At 44.0% G+C, this 14,278-nt stretch carries 17 protein-coding genes; 1 reads left to right on the top strand and 16 read right to left on the bottom strand.

Features of this window, described 5'->3' with window-relative positions:
* Positions 1-67: 67 nt before the first annotated feature.
* The 8 genes from panD to B5D59_RS00380 all read right to left on the bottom strand — a co-directional run bounded on the left by panD (position 68) and on the right by B5D59_RS00380 (position 6,858).
* The gene (gene panD, locus B5D59_RS00415; RefSeq protein WP_040758169.1) at positions 68-451 is read right to left on the bottom strand and encodes an aspartate 1-decarboxylase; all 384 of its coding nucleotides are present in this window, start codon (positions 449-451) and stop codon (positions 68-70) included.
* Positions 444-1,325, bottom strand: coding sequence for a pantoate--beta-alanine ligase (gene panC, locus B5D59_RS00410; RefSeq protein WP_009497117.1), 882 nt, complete (start codon positions 1,323-1,325; stop codon positions 444-446). The genes panD and panC overlap by 8 nt, the downstream gene beginning before the upstream one ends.
* Entirely contained in the window at positions 1,322-2,161 is an 840-nt protein-coding gene (gene panB, locus B5D59_RS00405) for a 3-methyl-2-oxobutanoate hydroxymethyltransferase (RefSeq protein WP_009497118.1), read from the bottom strand. The genes panC and panB overlap by 4 nt, the downstream gene beginning before the upstream one ends.
* A gap of 244 nt (positions 2,162-2,405) precedes the next feature.
* Positions 2,406-3,389 (bottom strand): biotin--[acetyl-CoA-carboxylase] ligase, encoded by a 984-nt coding sequence (locus tag B5D59_RS00400; RefSeq protein WP_009497119.1) that lies wholly within the window; start codon positions 3,387-3,389, stop codon positions 2,406-2,408.
* A complete protein-coding gene (locus B5D59_RS00395) occupies positions 3,367-4,557 on the bottom strand; it encodes a CCA tRNA nucleotidyltransferase (RefSeq protein ID WP_009497120.1) in 1,191 nt (396 codons plus the stop codon). Before B5D59_RS00395 ends, B5D59_RS00400 begins: the two co-directional genes overlap by 23 nt.
* Complete coding sequence (bshA, locus tag B5D59_RS00390; protein ID WP_009497121.1) at positions 4,554-5,696, bottom strand: N-acetyl-alpha-D-glucosaminyl L-malate synthase BshA; 1,143 nt, start codon at positions 5,694-5,696, stop codon at positions 4,554-4,556. The genes B5D59_RS00395 and bshA overlap by 4 nt, the downstream gene beginning before the upstream one ends.
* Positions 5,697-5,722: 26 nt before the next feature.
* The gene (dapB, locus tag B5D59_RS00385) at positions 5,723-6,523 is read right to left on the bottom strand and encodes a 4-hydroxy-tetrahydrodipicolinate reductase (RefSeq protein ID WP_040758171.1); all 801 of its coding nucleotides are present in this window, start codon (positions 6,521-6,523) and stop codon (positions 5,723-5,725) included.
* Positions 6,520-6,858 (bottom strand): nucleotide pyrophosphohydrolase, encoded by a 339-nt coding sequence (locus B5D59_RS00380; protein ID WP_040758173.1) that lies wholly within the window; start codon positions 6,856-6,858, stop codon positions 6,520-6,522. Before B5D59_RS00380 ends, dapB begins: the two co-directional genes overlap by 4 nt.
* A 229-nt stretch (positions 6,859-7,087) precedes the next feature.
* Here B5D59_RS00380 and B5D59_RS00375 point away from each other — a divergent pair, with 229 nt between their 5' ends.
* Positions 7,088-7,960, top strand: coding sequence for a YitT family protein (locus tag B5D59_RS00375; RefSeq protein WP_078816471.1), 873 nt, complete (start codon positions 7,088-7,090; stop codon positions 7,958-7,960).
* A 63-nt stretch (positions 7,961-8,023) separates the two neighbouring features.
* Here B5D59_RS00375 and B5D59_RS00370 read toward each other — a convergent pair whose 3' ends face one another.
* The 8 genes from B5D59_RS00370 to B5D59_RS00335 all read right to left on the bottom strand — a co-directional run bounded on the left by B5D59_RS00370 (position 8,024) and on the right by B5D59_RS00335 (position 14,272).
* Positions 8,024-8,698 carry a zinc metallopeptidase gene (locus B5D59_RS00370; RefSeq protein WP_281250639.1) on the bottom strand — a complete coding sequence of 225 codons (675 nt, stop codon included), beginning with the start codon at positions 8,696-8,698 and terminating at the stop codon, positions 8,024-8,026.
* A 59-nt stretch (positions 8,699-8,757) separates the two neighbouring features.
* Positions 8,758-9,369: a lipoprotein heptaprenylglyceryl N-acetyltransferase LhaT gene (gene lhaT, locus B5D59_RS00365; RefSeq protein WP_009497126.1), complete on the bottom strand. Its 612-nt coding sequence runs from the start codon at positions 9,367-9,369 to the stop codon at positions 8,758-8,760.
* Positions 9,370-9,469: 100 nt separating this feature from the next.
* Entirely contained in the window at positions 9,470-10,237 is a 768-nt protein-coding gene (locus B5D59_RS00360; RefSeq protein WP_009497127.1) for a menaquinol-cytochrome c reductase cytochrome b/c subunit, read from the bottom strand.
* Positions 10,238-10,288: 51 nt separating this feature from the next.
* Positions 10,289-10,963: a menaquinol-cytochrome c reductase cytochrome b subunit gene (gene qcrB / locus B5D59_RS00355; RefSeq protein WP_009497128.1), complete on the bottom strand. Its 675-nt coding sequence runs from the start codon at positions 10,961-10,963 to the stop codon at positions 10,289-10,291.
* Positions 10,964-10,985: 22 nt separating this feature from the next.
* A complete protein-coding gene (locus B5D59_RS00350) occupies positions 10,986-11,489 on the bottom strand; it encodes a QcrA and Rieske domain-containing protein (protein WP_040758175.1) in 504 nt (167 codons plus the stop codon).
* Positions 11,490-11,914: 425 nt separating this feature from the next.
* Entirely contained in the window at positions 11,915-12,364 is a 450-nt protein-coding gene (locus B5D59_RS00345; RefSeq protein ID WP_078816995.1) for a DUF2487 family protein, read from the bottom strand.
* Positions 12,365-12,450: 86 nt separating this feature from the next.
* Positions 12,451-13,005, bottom strand: coding sequence for a ReoY family proteolytic degradation factor (locus tag B5D59_RS00340; protein ID WP_009497131.1), 555 nt, complete (start codon positions 13,003-13,005; stop codon positions 12,451-12,453).
* 1 nt (position 13,006) lies between these two features.
* Positions 13,007-14,272, bottom strand: coding sequence for a tetratricopeptide repeat protein (locus tag B5D59_RS00335; RefSeq protein ID WP_078816470.1), 1,266 nt, complete (start codon positions 14,270-14,272; stop codon positions 13,007-13,009).
* Between the last annotated feature and the right edge of the window lie 6 nt (positions 14,273-14,278).

Raw genomic sequence — 14,278 nt, 5'->3', positions numbered from 1 at the left:
TCTTCCCTCTACCCAAAAAGAAGAGAACCCATTTGAAGTTTCTCAAATAAGTTCCCTTTTTGCATTCCTAGAGAAGAGCGACGCCAGGCTTCTCGGTAATCAGCTCTTTTATGCGATTATTTTCATCCATGATTAGGACATTCGGCTGATGTACGCGTGCTTCTTCATCAGATAAATAGACATAATTCAAGATGATGACAATATCTCCCGGCTGCACGAGACGCGCTGCCGCTCCGTTGACACAGATCACGCCACTGTCTCGTTCCCCTTCGATAATATACGTTTCAAAGCGTGCACCATTATTATTATTGACGATCTGCACTTTTTCATTCGGCAACATGCCGGCAGCTTCGAGTAATGCTGCATCGATGGTAATGCTGCCCACATAATTCAGATTGGCTTCCGTAACAGTTGCGCGGTGGATTTTTCCATTCATCATCGTTCTAATCATTTTTCTCATCCTTTATGGTTGACATAATAATATTATCTATTAATCGTGTTGAAGTGAATTTCACAGCTGCCGCGATAATAACTTCCTCCGCTTCACTGAAATTTTCATCCAATGAAGGATAAGCTAGCGCGGTCACATAGTCGATCGTTCCTGACGTGTCTTTTTCAATAGCCGTCCGAATGATCTTTTCTACTTCTTGCAATGGTACTCCGTCATAGTAACTTTTCTTTCCAAGACTTAATGCTTTATAAATCGCGCTTGCTTCACTCCGCTCCTGTTCTGTCAAACGAACATTTCGGGAGCTTTTCGCAAGCCCGTCTGTTTCCCGTACCGTGGGAACACGGGAGATCACCGTCCGTAAATTAAAATCACGCACGAACGTTTCAATGATCGCCAACTGCTGCGCATCTTTCATTCCGAAATATGATTCATCCGGATCAATGATATTAAATAGTTTCAACAACACTTTCAACACGCCATCGAAATGGCCGGGTCTGGATGCACCGCATAGACGCGTCGCTTGCTCTCCAGGAAGGATACGAATCGTGCTCTTATTAGGATACATCTCTTCTACAGATGGGATAAATAAATAATCGACGCCCGCTGCAGATGCAAGGTCCGCATCACGTTGCTCGTTACGTGGATATGCTTCATAATCTTCACCAGGACCAAATTGCGCCGGGTTGACGAAAATGCTCATGACAACGATATCATGATCTCTTCTCGCATGTTCCACCAGCGTCAGATGACCTTCATGAAGAAAACCCATCGTTGGCACAAAACCAACTGTACGGCCATTGCGCTGTTTTGGATTCACTATAGCTTGAAGCTCATTCACCGTGCGGACAATTCGCATCGTACCAGCCGCATTCATAACTTTTTACCTCCGTATAAAGCATCGAGTTCTTCTTCTTTCATCGTGAAGCGATGGCTTTCGGAAGGGAATGCCCCCTCTTTTACGGCCATATTATAGAGCTTCATTGCCCCTTCGATATCTTTACCTACATCGGCATAGCTTTCTACAAACTTCGGCAATTTGTGATTACCATAGCGAACCATGTCATGGAACACAAGTACTTGTCCATCGGTATCTGCACCGGCCCCGATACCGATGATCGGAATCGAAACGGCCTGCGCCACTTCTTTTGCCAGTTGGAAAGGAATGCATTCCAAGACGATCATGAACGCGCCAGCCGCTTCACATGCTTTTGCATCCTCGATCAATTGTTTCGCTGCTGCAGCTGTCTTGCCCTGTACTCTATATCCGCCAGTAACACCTGCCGACTGAGGAAGGAGCCCCAAGTGCCCACAGACCGGAATTCCAGCAGACGTCAGTAAATTGATTTTATCAACTACTGCACCGCTGCCTTCTACCTTTAGCGCGTTCGCAGCTGTTTCTTGGAATAAGCGCAGTGCATGCTGTAGTGTAGTATCCTCCGATCCGTGATACGTACCGAACGGCATATCGACAATAACAAATGTTTCTTTAGCGCCTCGTCTAACCGCTTTTCCGTGATGAATCATTTCTTCTAACGTCACAAGTGCTGTAGAATCATAGCCCAATACGACCATCCCAAGAGAATCGCCGACGAGAAGTACATCGACCCCCGCTTGTTCTGCGATTTGTGCTGTTGGAAAATCATAAGCCGTCAGCATGCTGATCTTTTCACCAGCGACTTTCATCTTTGAAAAATCCGTTGTTGATTTCACTGTTCATCTTCTCCTTTTAACGAATTTCAGCGGGGGCTATTTATCTTTAAAACAAAAATAAAACCCTGCTGATCCAAAATTGGACAGAAGGGTTGCGTAAGCGTACATAAATTGCGTCCTCCGTCCCTGTCTTTGCAGATCAAGGCAGATCTCATCACTATTTCATTTTCAAAACAGGTGCAGCTCTTCAATGATACCGCCCTTCGATGTATACTATATCAAAACAGTAAGATTCTGTATAGTTTTAATTTTTCACTTCAATATCGGCAGAGTAAATTCCCCGGACCGATCCGTCAGCCAGTTGTAGCTCCAACATTCCTTCTGCCGAAATACCAAGTGCCACGCCTTCAACAGTTTCGTTCACCATATTGGCCCGGACACGCTTGCCTGTTATCGAAGCATAGCTTTCCCACAATAGTTTTATAGGAGCAAAACCTTTCTCCACATAAAGTGACGTGTATTGCTCCAAGTACTCCAAGATTTTGGCCACCAGTTTTGCCCGATCAACTTCTTCGCCTTTTTCAATTTTCAATGAAGTGGCAATCGATTGCAACTCTTCCGGGAAATCCGTCACATCTTGGTTAACGTTAATGCCCATGCCAAGAATAACAGCTTTTATACGGTCTGGGTCAGCTTGCAGCTCCGTCAAAATGCCCGTCACTTTTTTATTGTTGATCAGAATATCATTTGGCCACTTAATGACCGGATGGATATCGGTTATGTCTTCAATCGCACGCACAATCGCGACAGCAGCCACAAGAGTAAGCTGCGGAGCTTGTTGAGGCGCAAGATTCGGTCGGATGATCAGACTCATCCAAATGCCTCGTCCTGCATTTGACGTCCAAGGTCTGGCAAGTCGGCCTTTCCCCGCTGTCTGTTCTTCCGAAATGATCAACGTCCCGTCCTCTACACCGTTTTGTGCTTCTTCGTGGGCAATTTTCTGGGTCGTTGGACAGGTTTTAAAATAATGGATCGTCTGACCGTATGTTTTCGTTTCTAAATGCTCGTGAATATTGGCCTGATTGACAATGTCAGGAATTTCAATTAAATAATAGCCTTTTTTACGCAACGAGCCAATTTCATAGCCCTCTTCTTCTAATTCTTTAATGTATTTCCAAATTGCGGTGCGAGAAAGACCGAATTCATCGGCAATATCTTGTCCGGACACCGGTTTTCCCTGCGCAGCAAACAGTCTCTTCAACAGTTCATTCTTCACGGAAAATTTCATATAAAAACCATTCCTTTATCGCCTTTGCGTCGTTTTCAACTCTTCTTTCCACAACTGCTTCCTCAATCTTTCCAATCCATTCGCTCGTCCACTTCCCGCCACGCCGCCCCAACCAAACGAGCAGGTCATTGCCGGTGAACGCAAGCTCTGAACGCTGCTTGATCGGTAAATTGTTTTTCCGTTCGGCTAATTGTTCGAGAGTCCGTGTCGTTTCATCTGGAAATTGAGCATTATGGATTCTTTCACCAATGTCAAGCACTTCCAAAGGATATCGATAAAGTTCGAGATCTTGGAACGAATGATCGACCCGGATGGCAGATGCTTCCTCTATTTGCTTTAGAAAACGTTTCTCTTCGTTCGAAAGTTTAAATTTCCTCGCGAACTCTGCCGACGAAACATTACTGAGCAAGAGCATCGCAGCCCAGCCATGACGTGCATTCAAAAAAGGTGTGAACGAATCCAGCTGAGCAAAAGAAGAAAATAATTTTGGGAAAAGCGTCGGCAATCCGATTTCCCTGCTGTATTGGAAAGCGATCGAAGAGTTTTTCCCTTGCAATAATTTATCCATTTCTACTTTGATGCGCTCCATGGCGATATGACTCAATTCATGTGCCAGCTTTTTCATCGCTTCCAAAGTCTTTTCCTCGATTCGGAAATCCAAAACAGACGAAAAGCGTAATGCCCGAAAAATTCTCAATGCATCCTCGCTAAATCGTTCAGCCGGACAACCTACAGAGCGGATCAAGCGCTTCTCCAGGTCGTCAAGCCCTCCGAATAAATCGACCATTTCACCTTCCAGCGTCATTGCCAGCGCATTAATCGTAAAATCACGACGTTGTAAGTCTTCTTTCAGTGAAGTGACATAAAAGACTTCGTCGGGTCTCCGATGGTCGCTATAAGTACCTTCCGTCCGAAAGGTAGTGACTTCAATCGGTTCATCCATCATGAGAACTAACACCGTTCCATGTGCGATGCCTATATCGATTGTATGGTCAAATACCTCTTTGACTTGTTCAGGCGTAGCAGACGTTGCGATATCGATATCGGTAGGCTCCTTGCCTAACGCAAAATCTCGCACTGCTCCTCCGACAAATACAGCTTCGTAGCCCGCCGATTGTAATTGCTGAACCACTTCACGACTCGCAAGTGAACCAAAAGAAGTTGTCATTTCATCTCCGCCACTTCATAATATAATGCTTCGTATTGTGAAACGATGTATTCTGAACTAAAATGTTGTTGCACAGTCAGTTCCGCGTTTTCCTGCATTTGCTTATACAGCTGATCGTCCGTTAAAAGCTGAGAAACTTTCTCCGCAACCGCTTGTACATCACCCAATTCGACAAGAAAACCATTATAACCGTCTTCCACCACTTCCGGTATGCCGCCGATTGCCGTTGCAACGGCAGGGACTCTGCACGCGAAAGCTTCGAGTAAGACAAGCCCGAACGCTTCCTTTTCTGATAGCAGCAACATGACATCGCTCTCCGACAGCAGCTCTGGCAGGTCGTCCCGTTTACCTAAGAATAAAATGTCTTCCTGAAGTCCAGCCTTCTGCACATCCTGCTCCAACTCAAATTTTTCTGGTCCCTCGCCAACTAACAGCAATTTGACGTTATGCTTCCGGCGGATTAATTCAAAGCTTTCAATGATGTCGGGAATACACTTCACTTTCCTGAAGTTCGAAATATGAATCAATATTTTTTCATCCGGCGCAATCCCAAGCTCTTCGCGCAGGTATACCGTTTCATGCGGAAAATATTTTTCTTCGTCGATAAAATTATAGATCGTTTCGATTTCTGTCGTCGGATGCAGCAGTTCAATCGTTTCGTTTTTTAGTGAATCTGAAACTGCTGTGACTCGATCTGATTTATTGATTCCATATGATAATGTGTTTTTCAGCGCGGGGTCATAACCTAAAATGGTGACATCCGTCCCATGAAGTGTCGTGATGATTCCGATCGCCGAGTCTGCCATATCTTTAGCCAAAACTGCGGAAATCGCATGTGGTACAGCATAATGAACGTGCAGTAAGTCAAGCCCTTCAGTTTGAATAACCTGCGCAATGCGGTTAGCGAGCGCGATATCATAGGGTGGATACTTAAACACAGCATACCCTTCAATTTTCACTTCATGAAATTGGATATTCGGATGGGCATCCAGAAAACGGAAAGGCTTGCTGGATGTTATATAGTGCATTTCATGACCTTTATCTGCCATTTTCTTCCCAAGTTCTGTTGCCACCACTCCCGAACCACCTAATGAGGGATAACAAATCACGCCTACTTTTAATCTTCTTTGTTGTTGCATACGTTCAACCGCCTCACTGCCGAAGTTTAGTCGATAATCTTTTCTAGTCCGTAAACGAACTGTGTTGTCGAGACCGCTTCACGAATAGCCAGCAAAATCCCTGGCATGAATGATTTCCGATCGAATGAATCATGACGTATCTTCAGCAGTTCGCCTTCTCCTCCAAGTAATACTTCTTGATGCGCAAGCAGCCCGGGAAGTCGGATACTATGGATTTTCATTCCTTCTATATCTGCGCCTCTAGCTCCCGGAATCGTTTCCTGCTCTTCAGGATGCCCTTGAATATGCGCTGCACGCACCTCCCGAATCATCTCGGCTGTTTTGACTGCTGTGCCGGACGGAGAATCCAGTTTACGGTCGTGATGCATTTCGAGTATTTCGATGTCGCCTAAATAGCGGGCTGCCTGCTGGGCAAATTTCATCATCAATACAGCACCGATCGAAAAGTTCGGCGCAATGATACAGCTTTTCTGCCGTTCCTTCGAAAGTCTCTCTAAATCCGTTAACATTTCCGATGTCAGGCCAGACGTCCCGATGACGACATGCATGCCGAGTGTTAATGCCTCACTTGCGTTTACGAAAACAGCATCTGGATCCGTGACGTCGAGCAAGATATCGGGATTATGTGCTGCTTTTAATGCAGTTAGTGATGTATAAATCGGTATCCCATCTTCCATTTCTGTTACCGTTTCATTATGTAAAAATTGGCCATCATATTTGTAATCGAGTGCTGCCACCACTTCTATATCAGCTGCTTCATTCGCGGCCAGAACTGCTGTGCCACCCATTCGTCCGCGTGCGCCAGCTATCGCTAATTTAATCGTCATTCCATTTCCTCCTTTTTCGTCCATCGATTCGCATCTCGAGTGTTGAATTTCGTCAGTACATTTTCAAGTGCTTCCGTTAAATCTATGTTTTGCGAGTTAGCGAAGCAAATCAGGACAAACAATAGGTCGCCTGTTTCTTCTTCAAGTGTCCGTACGGCTTCCGAAGATTTTTTCTTCTTCATACCATAGCGATCTTGAACTTCACGAGATAATTCGCCTAGCTCTTCCGTCAATCTTGCCATTAGTTCCATTGGAGGAAAATAGCCTTCTTTAAAACTTGTTATGTATGCATCAACATCTTGTTGTAATTGTACCATTGATTTGGATGGTTCCATTACTATATCAACTCCCCTTTCTATCGTATGCATTCTACTCACTATTGTCAAAATAAAATATTTAGCACATACTGTCTATATTGGTCAAATCGCGGGGAAAGATTACTATGTGAGCAGGCGCGTGATTTGTGCTTAAGTCCTGCATATCGAGGAGTTAAATAGAATTGTACTGTCAATCCTTGATTATGTTAAATGGGAAATTATATTTGTCATAGAAGGAGTGTTGTCGTTGTTTTCTGGCATCCGTATTCGCAATATATTGTTAATCTTACTTGGTGCAGCCATTTTTAGTTTTGGGCTCGTCAACTTCACGATTCAGCATGAATTGGCGGAAGGTGGATTCACTGGGATTACACTGATTTTGCTATTTGCGTTTCAATGGGATCCTGCTCTAATGAACTTGGTGCTAAATATTCCGATGTTTTTTCTTGGGTGGAAGATGCTGGGTAGAAGATCTTTCATATATACGGTAATTGGAACGGTTGCTGTTTCGGTATTCATCAAAATTTTCATGAAGTATCAAATGCAGATTCATATGGAGGGCGATTTGTTTCTTGTTTCTTTATTCGCCGGTGTTTTTATCGGTGTCGGCCTCGGTATTATCTTTAGAAGCGGCGGTACGACTGGCGGCTCGGACATCATTGCACGGCTCGCTCATAAGAAGTTCGGCATCACAATGGGAAAAACGATGTTTGCATTTGATGCAGTTGTTATTTTACTGAGCTGGGCGGTTTATTTGGATTATCGTTCCATGATGTATACGTTGGTCGCTTTATTTGTCGGCGCCCGGGTCATTGACTTCGTGCAGGAAGGTGCTTACTCGGCGAGAGGGGCATTTATCGTCACGAATTATCCAGATGAAATGGCGGAAATGATTGGCACTGTCATGGGCAGAGGCGTGACGGTATTTAAAGGATATGGACATTTTTCAAAGGAAGACCGTGAAATCCTTTACTGTGTAGTTGGGAAAAACGAAATGATCCGACTGAAAAACATCATCAACTCTGTCGATCCTGAAGCCTTTGTATCGTTAATGGAAGTTCATGACGTGATGGGAGAAGGCTTTACATTGGACGAACAAAAACGTCCGATTCAAGATTAAAAAATCCGTCCGCTGACACTATGTCAGCGGACGGATTTTCATCGTACATGTTCATTTAAGTGATCAGTCGCGATTTACAAAAATCAGTACTAAACGCAGTAGCTCGAGAACAGCAACTGCAGTAGCAGCAACATACGTCATCGCAGCTGCGCTCAATACTTTCTTTGCATACGGTTCTTCGTCATTACGAATAACCCCTAATTCCACGATTTGATCCATCGCACGAGACGATGCGTTAAATTCCACAGGCAATGTAACAACTTGGAATACGACCCCAACAGCCATCAGCAAAATTCCGATCCCAAGCAATGAATTCATACTTGAGAAAATTAAACCGATCATGATGAAGACCCAGGATGCATTCGAAGTAAGATTCGCAACTGGTGCTAATCTGTGACGGAAACGCAGGAATGAATAGTCTTCCTTATCTTGAATCGCATGGCCCACTTCGTGTGCAGCTACCGCGGTACCTGCAACCGATGCTTCATGATAGTTACTTGAAGATAATGCAACAATCTTTGTCATCGGGTTATAGTGGTCACTTAAGAAACCTTTACTTTCCACTACTTTCACATCATGTAAACCATTTTGGTCCAAAATGAGACGAGCTACTTGTGCTCCAGTCATCCCTGACGTGGAACGTACTTTTGAGTATTTATTATATGTGCTTTTCACTTTAAATTGCGCATAGATAGGCAGCAATATGATCATACCAAAATAGAGCCAGAACACGTCAATCTCTCCCCTTTCTATCTTCTTCAATTTTATAATCTTTGTCGGCTTACTGCAACTTTTAACTACCGATTAGTTTGCAGCGGGTCCAATCTTGTTTTGAAGCTCCACATGGCAATTCCAATACATGCGATGGACAACCAAAACGTGAAGTATCCGATTTGTGGACTAAACTTCATCAAATCGTGATAAATCGGCATTTGACCAAAGACATAATCGATGACATCATTATGCAATGTCCAGATGGCGGCAATTGCAATGTGCCGCCCAGTGAATCGATAATTCGGTATATAGAGGACACCTTGAACAGCCATCGCAAAATGAGAACCAATGAGCATCCAGCCTACCCAACCGATCGAACCTGTTTCCGCTAATGTAAGAAAGTTCATTACGACTGCCCAGACGCCATACTTAACGAGCGTAATCAATGCGAGCGCTTCCATTAACTTGAAGTTTCGTTTCACTAACCAACCAATGATCGCCAAACAGAAAAACAAAGTAGCTGTCGGACTGTCGGGAACAAATATCCAAAATTTTGGTTCCGTTATTTCCAGCTGCCACATATACCAGTCATATCCGTATACCGTACCGAATATATTGATGAATAGAAGTATCCATAAAAATGATTTATGGGACAGGATGAACCACAGTTGCGTAAATAGGATGCGCAAAAACATACCCCCTCGTTTTTATTGCTGATTCTGTATGTATTATGATTATGCATCATTCAAACTGGATATATAGAAAAAAAGAGTCAGTTTCCTGACTCTTTTTTCATCAATCCGTATTCAAACCTTCAATGAACTCAGCAAGTACTTGAAGATCTTCATCCGAACCTTCCCATGTACCAGGAGGCATAGATCCACGGCCATCATGAGCAATTTCAATAATTTCATCTGCAGTCATGCCTGTGTTCGTCAACGGTAATCCCAAACCACCCTGGAATGAGTCCCCGTGACAGCCAATACAGGAAGAACCTTGATAAATCTCATAGCCCTCGGCTGTTTCATCAAATTCTACTTCATCAACGATCGCACCTTGAACTTTTGCTGCTTCCCAGTCGTGGTTCACAACGGACTCCCAAGTCAAGTAGAACATCGCCAAGAATGAAAGAATCATGAAGCCTGTTGGCAATGGACGCTTAAACGGACGTCGCTCTTTCGTCGTATCCGTGAAAGGAACCAGCATTAATGCCATAAATGCCAAACCAGGAATGATGATCGCACCGATCACGTTATAAGGACCGGATGCGAATTCATATTTCAATAATTGATACATGAATAGGAAATACCAGTCTGGAACCGGTATATACATTGTATCCGTCGGGTCCGCTTGACGCTCAAGCGGTGACGGGTGTGCAAGTGTGACGATTAGGTAACCGATCAAGAAGATCGCTCCGATCATCCACTCTTTCAATAGAAAGTTTGGCCAGAATGCTTCGGTTTTACCCGGATATTCTGAGTAATCTTTTGGAGTGTTCGGCATTTTATTTGTAGCTTTGATGCGCGAATCTCCAACAAATTTCATCCCTTTTCCGCGGTGCATGTTATTCCCTCCTTCTTAAATTTCAGATGACCCTAACCAATAAATTGGTTCTTATAGTGGTCCGGAAATACCTTGTCTTCTGATCATGATAAAGTGTGCTGCAAGCAACCCAAGCAAAGCAGCCGGTAGGAAAAATACATGAATCGCGAAGAATCTTGTTAACGTCTGTGCACCTAATATCGTGGAATCACCCGCGAGAAGAATTTTAATCTGTTCTCCGATGAAAGGTACTGACGCGGCAATCTCAATCCCAACTTTTGTTGCGAATAGAGCCTTCATATCCCAAGGCAATAGATATCCTGTGAACCCTAGACCCATCATGACGCCGAAAATCATAACGCCGACGATCCAGTTCAATTCACGAGGTTTTTTATAAGACCCTGTAAAGAATACACGTAAAGTATGTAGGAACATCATGACGATAACTAACGAAGCTCCCCAGTGGTGCATCCCACGCACAAGTTCACCGAATGCAACATCATTTTGAAGGTAGAAAACTGATTTCCATGCGTTCTCGATATCCGGTGTATAATACATTGTCAGGAACATACCAGACAAGATTTGGATCACCGTTACGAAAAACGTCAAACCTCCGAAACAATAGATGAATGCAGAAAAATGATGTGCAGGGTTTACGTGCTCAGGTACTTCATGGTCAGCGATATCTCGCCAAATTGGAGTGATATCTAACCGTTCATCCACCCAATCATAAATTTTATTTAACACTACGGTCGTACCCCCTTACCCTTTAGACTAATGTGTTCGGTATTACTCCACCAAGATTGACAAACCCGTCGATGACTTCAACTTCATACTCATCAAGCGGTCCAAGCGGCGGTGTTCCTGGAATGTTATCACCATTTTTTTTGTAACGTCCTGCGTGACATGGGCAGAAAAACTCATTTTTATGCTCATCGCCTTCCCAGTTCACTGTACACCCAAGGTGCTTACAAACTGGAGAAAGTGCTATGACCTTGTCGCCTTCTTTGTAGACCCAAGCCGTGTTCGATACGTCAGAAGTATACCATGCGTCTTGTCGATCTTTGATTGTATAGTCTACGCGAACCGGAGTTTCAGTTAACTCGTCGGCTTTTTGTGGTGTCGGGATAAAATCCGAACCGCCAGCACTCGCCAATACAGGATCAATTGCGAAGCGAATCATCGGCATCAGCATCGCAGAAGCCATGAACCCACCAGTTCCCATTAGTGTATAGCTAAGGAACGTGCGTCTAGACACTTTATTGCTCATCAGTAATTTCCCTCCTCTTACTCCAAAGTCAGTCCCACGGACATTCTTTTGCTAATTGTAATACTAGGACATATCTATGATATATCAAGATGAAAGTAAATTCAATAATGCTTTTAGATGGCCTTTAAGTTTGTGAACAAATATTAAGATTTGGTGACAAACGAGAAAGGTTCTTTAATTTTTCTCAAATAGGTGGTTTGGATGAAATTCTTTCTTAACTGGACTGGGCTAGTATAAGTAAAATTTTAGCTAGCGGTCCGGGGATTTAGACCAAAGATGTGCTCGCAAAAGCCGTTCTTCGTTACAGCTTTCACTCTGGGTGGACGCTTTCCGCGGGGCGCGCGGTGAGCCCCCCCCGGAAAGCGTACCGTCTGGAGCGCAAATCCCGGACCGCTCACTTCGTTAGCTTTTAATGTTCTAAAGCTGACTCACTGCACATTCCACTCTTCCATAAAGTGCGTAAGGACTTGTCTCAGTTGGTCTTCCATGATCGTTTGACGCAAATGGTTGTCCATTGTTTCTAACGGAATGGATGGCAGCCAGATCACTTTTTCTTCTAACGTCACAGACGTCCATTTCGAATCGGTTGTCAAGTAGAAGATGTGTGTGAAAGGCGATTGCTTGAGATCTTCCGACAGCGTATCTGCGAGTTGTTGGAGATCTGTTGACTGCGTGTACGAGACAGGAGGCAGGAACATCATTCTGCCTTTGAATTGCTTCTCGATGAACATCGATAGATTCATTAAAAACTCTGAGGAAGATGCGCTGTTTTTCATTGTTTCCGGCCTTGTATCAATTGAGATCAATGGCACTACGAGTGTATCGATATAATCTTTTTGACTGATATATGTATCCACATCTTTTGGTACCCAGTTCATTTTCTTCCCTCCCGTCATTGCTTCATAAGAGTTTAGCTCAAAATTTCCAGCAAGGCAAACCAATGACTCCACCGCGTTCGGTGAAGTCATTGGTTTTTGTCTTTTTTCATTTCGTTCAACAGAGCAGTCAAGCTGATAAAGAGCTCCCGGTCCCCATTATCAAGCGCTTCATCAATCCTCTTTAATAACATTTCATTGGTCATGAGCGTCACGCTTTCTTCAAGCAGGCGTTCGGCTATTTCCTGGTCTCTCTTTTTGGTCAGAATGTCTTCAGGCAGATATGGATTTTCTTCTGCAACACTCGCATACTCCGGACATTTATTGCTATCCCTGAAGTTCAATTGAATGAACATTTTTTCATCAGGATGCAACCGCAAATCGTGAAATGATTTCTCGGCATCTGCAGTCATTAAATTTCCTTTGTAAAATCGAAATGGGATACTGTCTACTTCTGTGGTGGAGATAATCATTGCCCGCGGACAGTGATGAGCCTCGTCTGTAAAGTGAACATTGGTCAACAAATGCTCATTGCTAAGAAGATAATTTAAAATCCATACACATTCCCGCCGCTTCAATCTGTAGCGTTTTAAAAACCACCTCAAAAAATCTTTTTTAGCGGTTACAGGAACCATGGCTTTCATTTCACACCTCCTCTTCAGATTGCGCTTCTAAGTATGCTGTCCACTCTTCTGCATCGGGAGCGATCTTGACGAGTTGTCGAATCACTCGCTGCGCTTCTGCGTGTTTGCCTTCCTCCAGTAAGAATTTCGCATAACTGTCTAAAAAGCCAGCATCTTCATTCATCCCATCATATGCTTTCCGGTACATTTCATATGCCTCTTTATATACTTCTGTCCGTTCATAAGCATACGCAAGGAATGCATGGAGGAGAGGGATCTCCAACTGATCGGCTTCTGAGTATGTCAGTAATTCGATTAACAGCTCATCTTCTTCCCTTTGGTTATACAAGGAAGCCAGAGTCACCAGCGCATCGATATATTCCGGATCAAGAACGAGTGCCTCTTTCAGATAGCGTTCAGCCTCTTCCGGCAACTGAAGTTTCAAAGCAGACTTTCCAGCAGCAAGCTGTAGCTCCTTATCAAATGTATCCCGCTCGATCCCCATTTTATAAAATTCCAAGGCTTTGTCATCTTCGTTCAACTGAGCATGACTTTGACCCGCAAGCATATAAGCGGAAAAATAATCAGGATCCATTTCAATCAACCGTTTTAATCGACTAATTGCATCAGCATAACGTTCGGTCTGATAATAGGCCAATCCTAGTCCAAACAGCTCTTCAGGATTCGTTTCCTGATTGAGCAACTCTTCATAGTACGGAATCGCTTCTTCGTATGCTGCACCCGCACTGTAGGCTTCCGCAAGGCGAGATGTCAATTTGACGCCTGCCAATTCTTCAGCCGTTTCGAGAAGCTTTTTATAGAGCCGTACCGCTTCACTGTACCGACCGGAATCCAACAGCAACTCTGCCTGGGCCAACTGGATGACTGGTTCATGCGGAGCCAACTCACTCGCTTCACGGACCTTGGCAAGCGCTGTTTCCGCCAGACCAACCATTTGATAATAGTCCGCCTGCGCAAGGAGTGCCTGCACATACTCTTCTTCATCCGGTCCAATTTCCGTCAATAAGAGCAATGCTTCATCTTCTTCACCCAATTCAAGCAATGCAGCGGCACGATCGATTTTCAACTGTGCTTCATCGGGAAAAACGAGCAGCAAGTGAGAGAAAATCCCATCTGCTTGCCCGATAAATCCATAATCGATCAAAAGATTTGCGACGTCATACAGAAGATCGTATTCCGTTGTAGCTTGAAGCTTTTCTATTCCATCGTTCAGGGCATTCAAGTCCCCATCCAATAAGAGCTGCTCCATATCTTGCAATGTATTCATTTTTTC

The organism is Sporosarcina newyorkensis (genome assembly GCF_900167515.1).
Taxonomy (GTDB): Bacteria; Bacillota; Bacilli; order Bacillales_A; family Planococcaceae; genus Sporosarcina; species Sporosarcina newyorkensis.
This window is presented reverse-complemented; position numbering and strand designations above follow the sequence as displayed.

What these genes read in the sequence shown, in the direction of transcription:
- bshA (WP_009497121.1), bottom strand. Translation starts at nt 5,696, where the DNA reads ATGCAACAACAAAGAAGATTAAAAGTAGGCGTGATTTGTTATCCCTCA.
- lhaT (WP_009497126.1), bottom strand. Translation starts at nt 9,369, where the DNA reads ATGTTTTTGCGCATCCTATTTACGCAACTGTGGTTCATCCTGTCCCAT.
- B5D59_RS00340 (WP_009497131.1), bottom strand. Translation starts at nt 13,005, where the DNA reads ATGAAAGCCATGGTTCCTGTAACCGCTAAAAAAGATTTTTTGAGGTGG.
- B5D59_RS00360 (WP_009497127.1), bottom strand. Translation starts at nt 10,237, where the DNA reads ATGCACCGCGGAAAAGGGATGAAATTTGTTGGAGATTCGCGCATCAAA.
- panD (WP_040758169.1), bottom strand. Translation starts at nt 451, where the DNA reads ATGATTAGAACGATGATGAATGGAAAAATCCACCGCGCAACTGTTACG.
- B5D59_RS00335 (WP_078816470.1), bottom strand. Translation starts at nt 14,272, where the DNA reads ATGAATACATTGCAAGATATGGAGCAGCTCTTATTGGATGGGGACTTG.
- panC (WP_009497117.1), bottom strand. Translation starts at nt 1,325, where the DNA reads ATGAATGCGGCTGGTACGATGCGAATTGTCCGCACGGTGAATGAGCTT.
- dapB (WP_040758171.1), bottom strand. Translation starts at nt 6,523, where the DNA reads ATGACGATTAAATTAGCGATAGCTGGCGCACGCGGACGAATGGGTGGC.
- B5D59_RS00380 (WP_040758173.1), bottom strand. Translation starts at nt 6,858, where the DNA reads ATGGAACCATCCAAATCAATGGTACAATTACAACAAGATGTTGATGCA.
- B5D59_RS00345 (WP_078816995.1), bottom strand. Translation starts at nt 12,364, where the DNA reads ATGAACTGGGTACCAAAAGATGTGGATACATATATCAGTCAAAAAGAT.
- B5D59_RS00400 (WP_009497119.1), bottom strand. Translation starts at nt 3,389, where the DNA reads ATGAAATTTTCCGTGAAGAATGAACTGTTGAAGAGACTGTTTGCTGCG.
- B5D59_RS00395 (WP_009497120.1), bottom strand. Translation starts at nt 4,557, where the DNA reads ATGACAACTTCTTTTGGTTCACTTGCGAGTCGTGAAGTGGTTCAGCAA.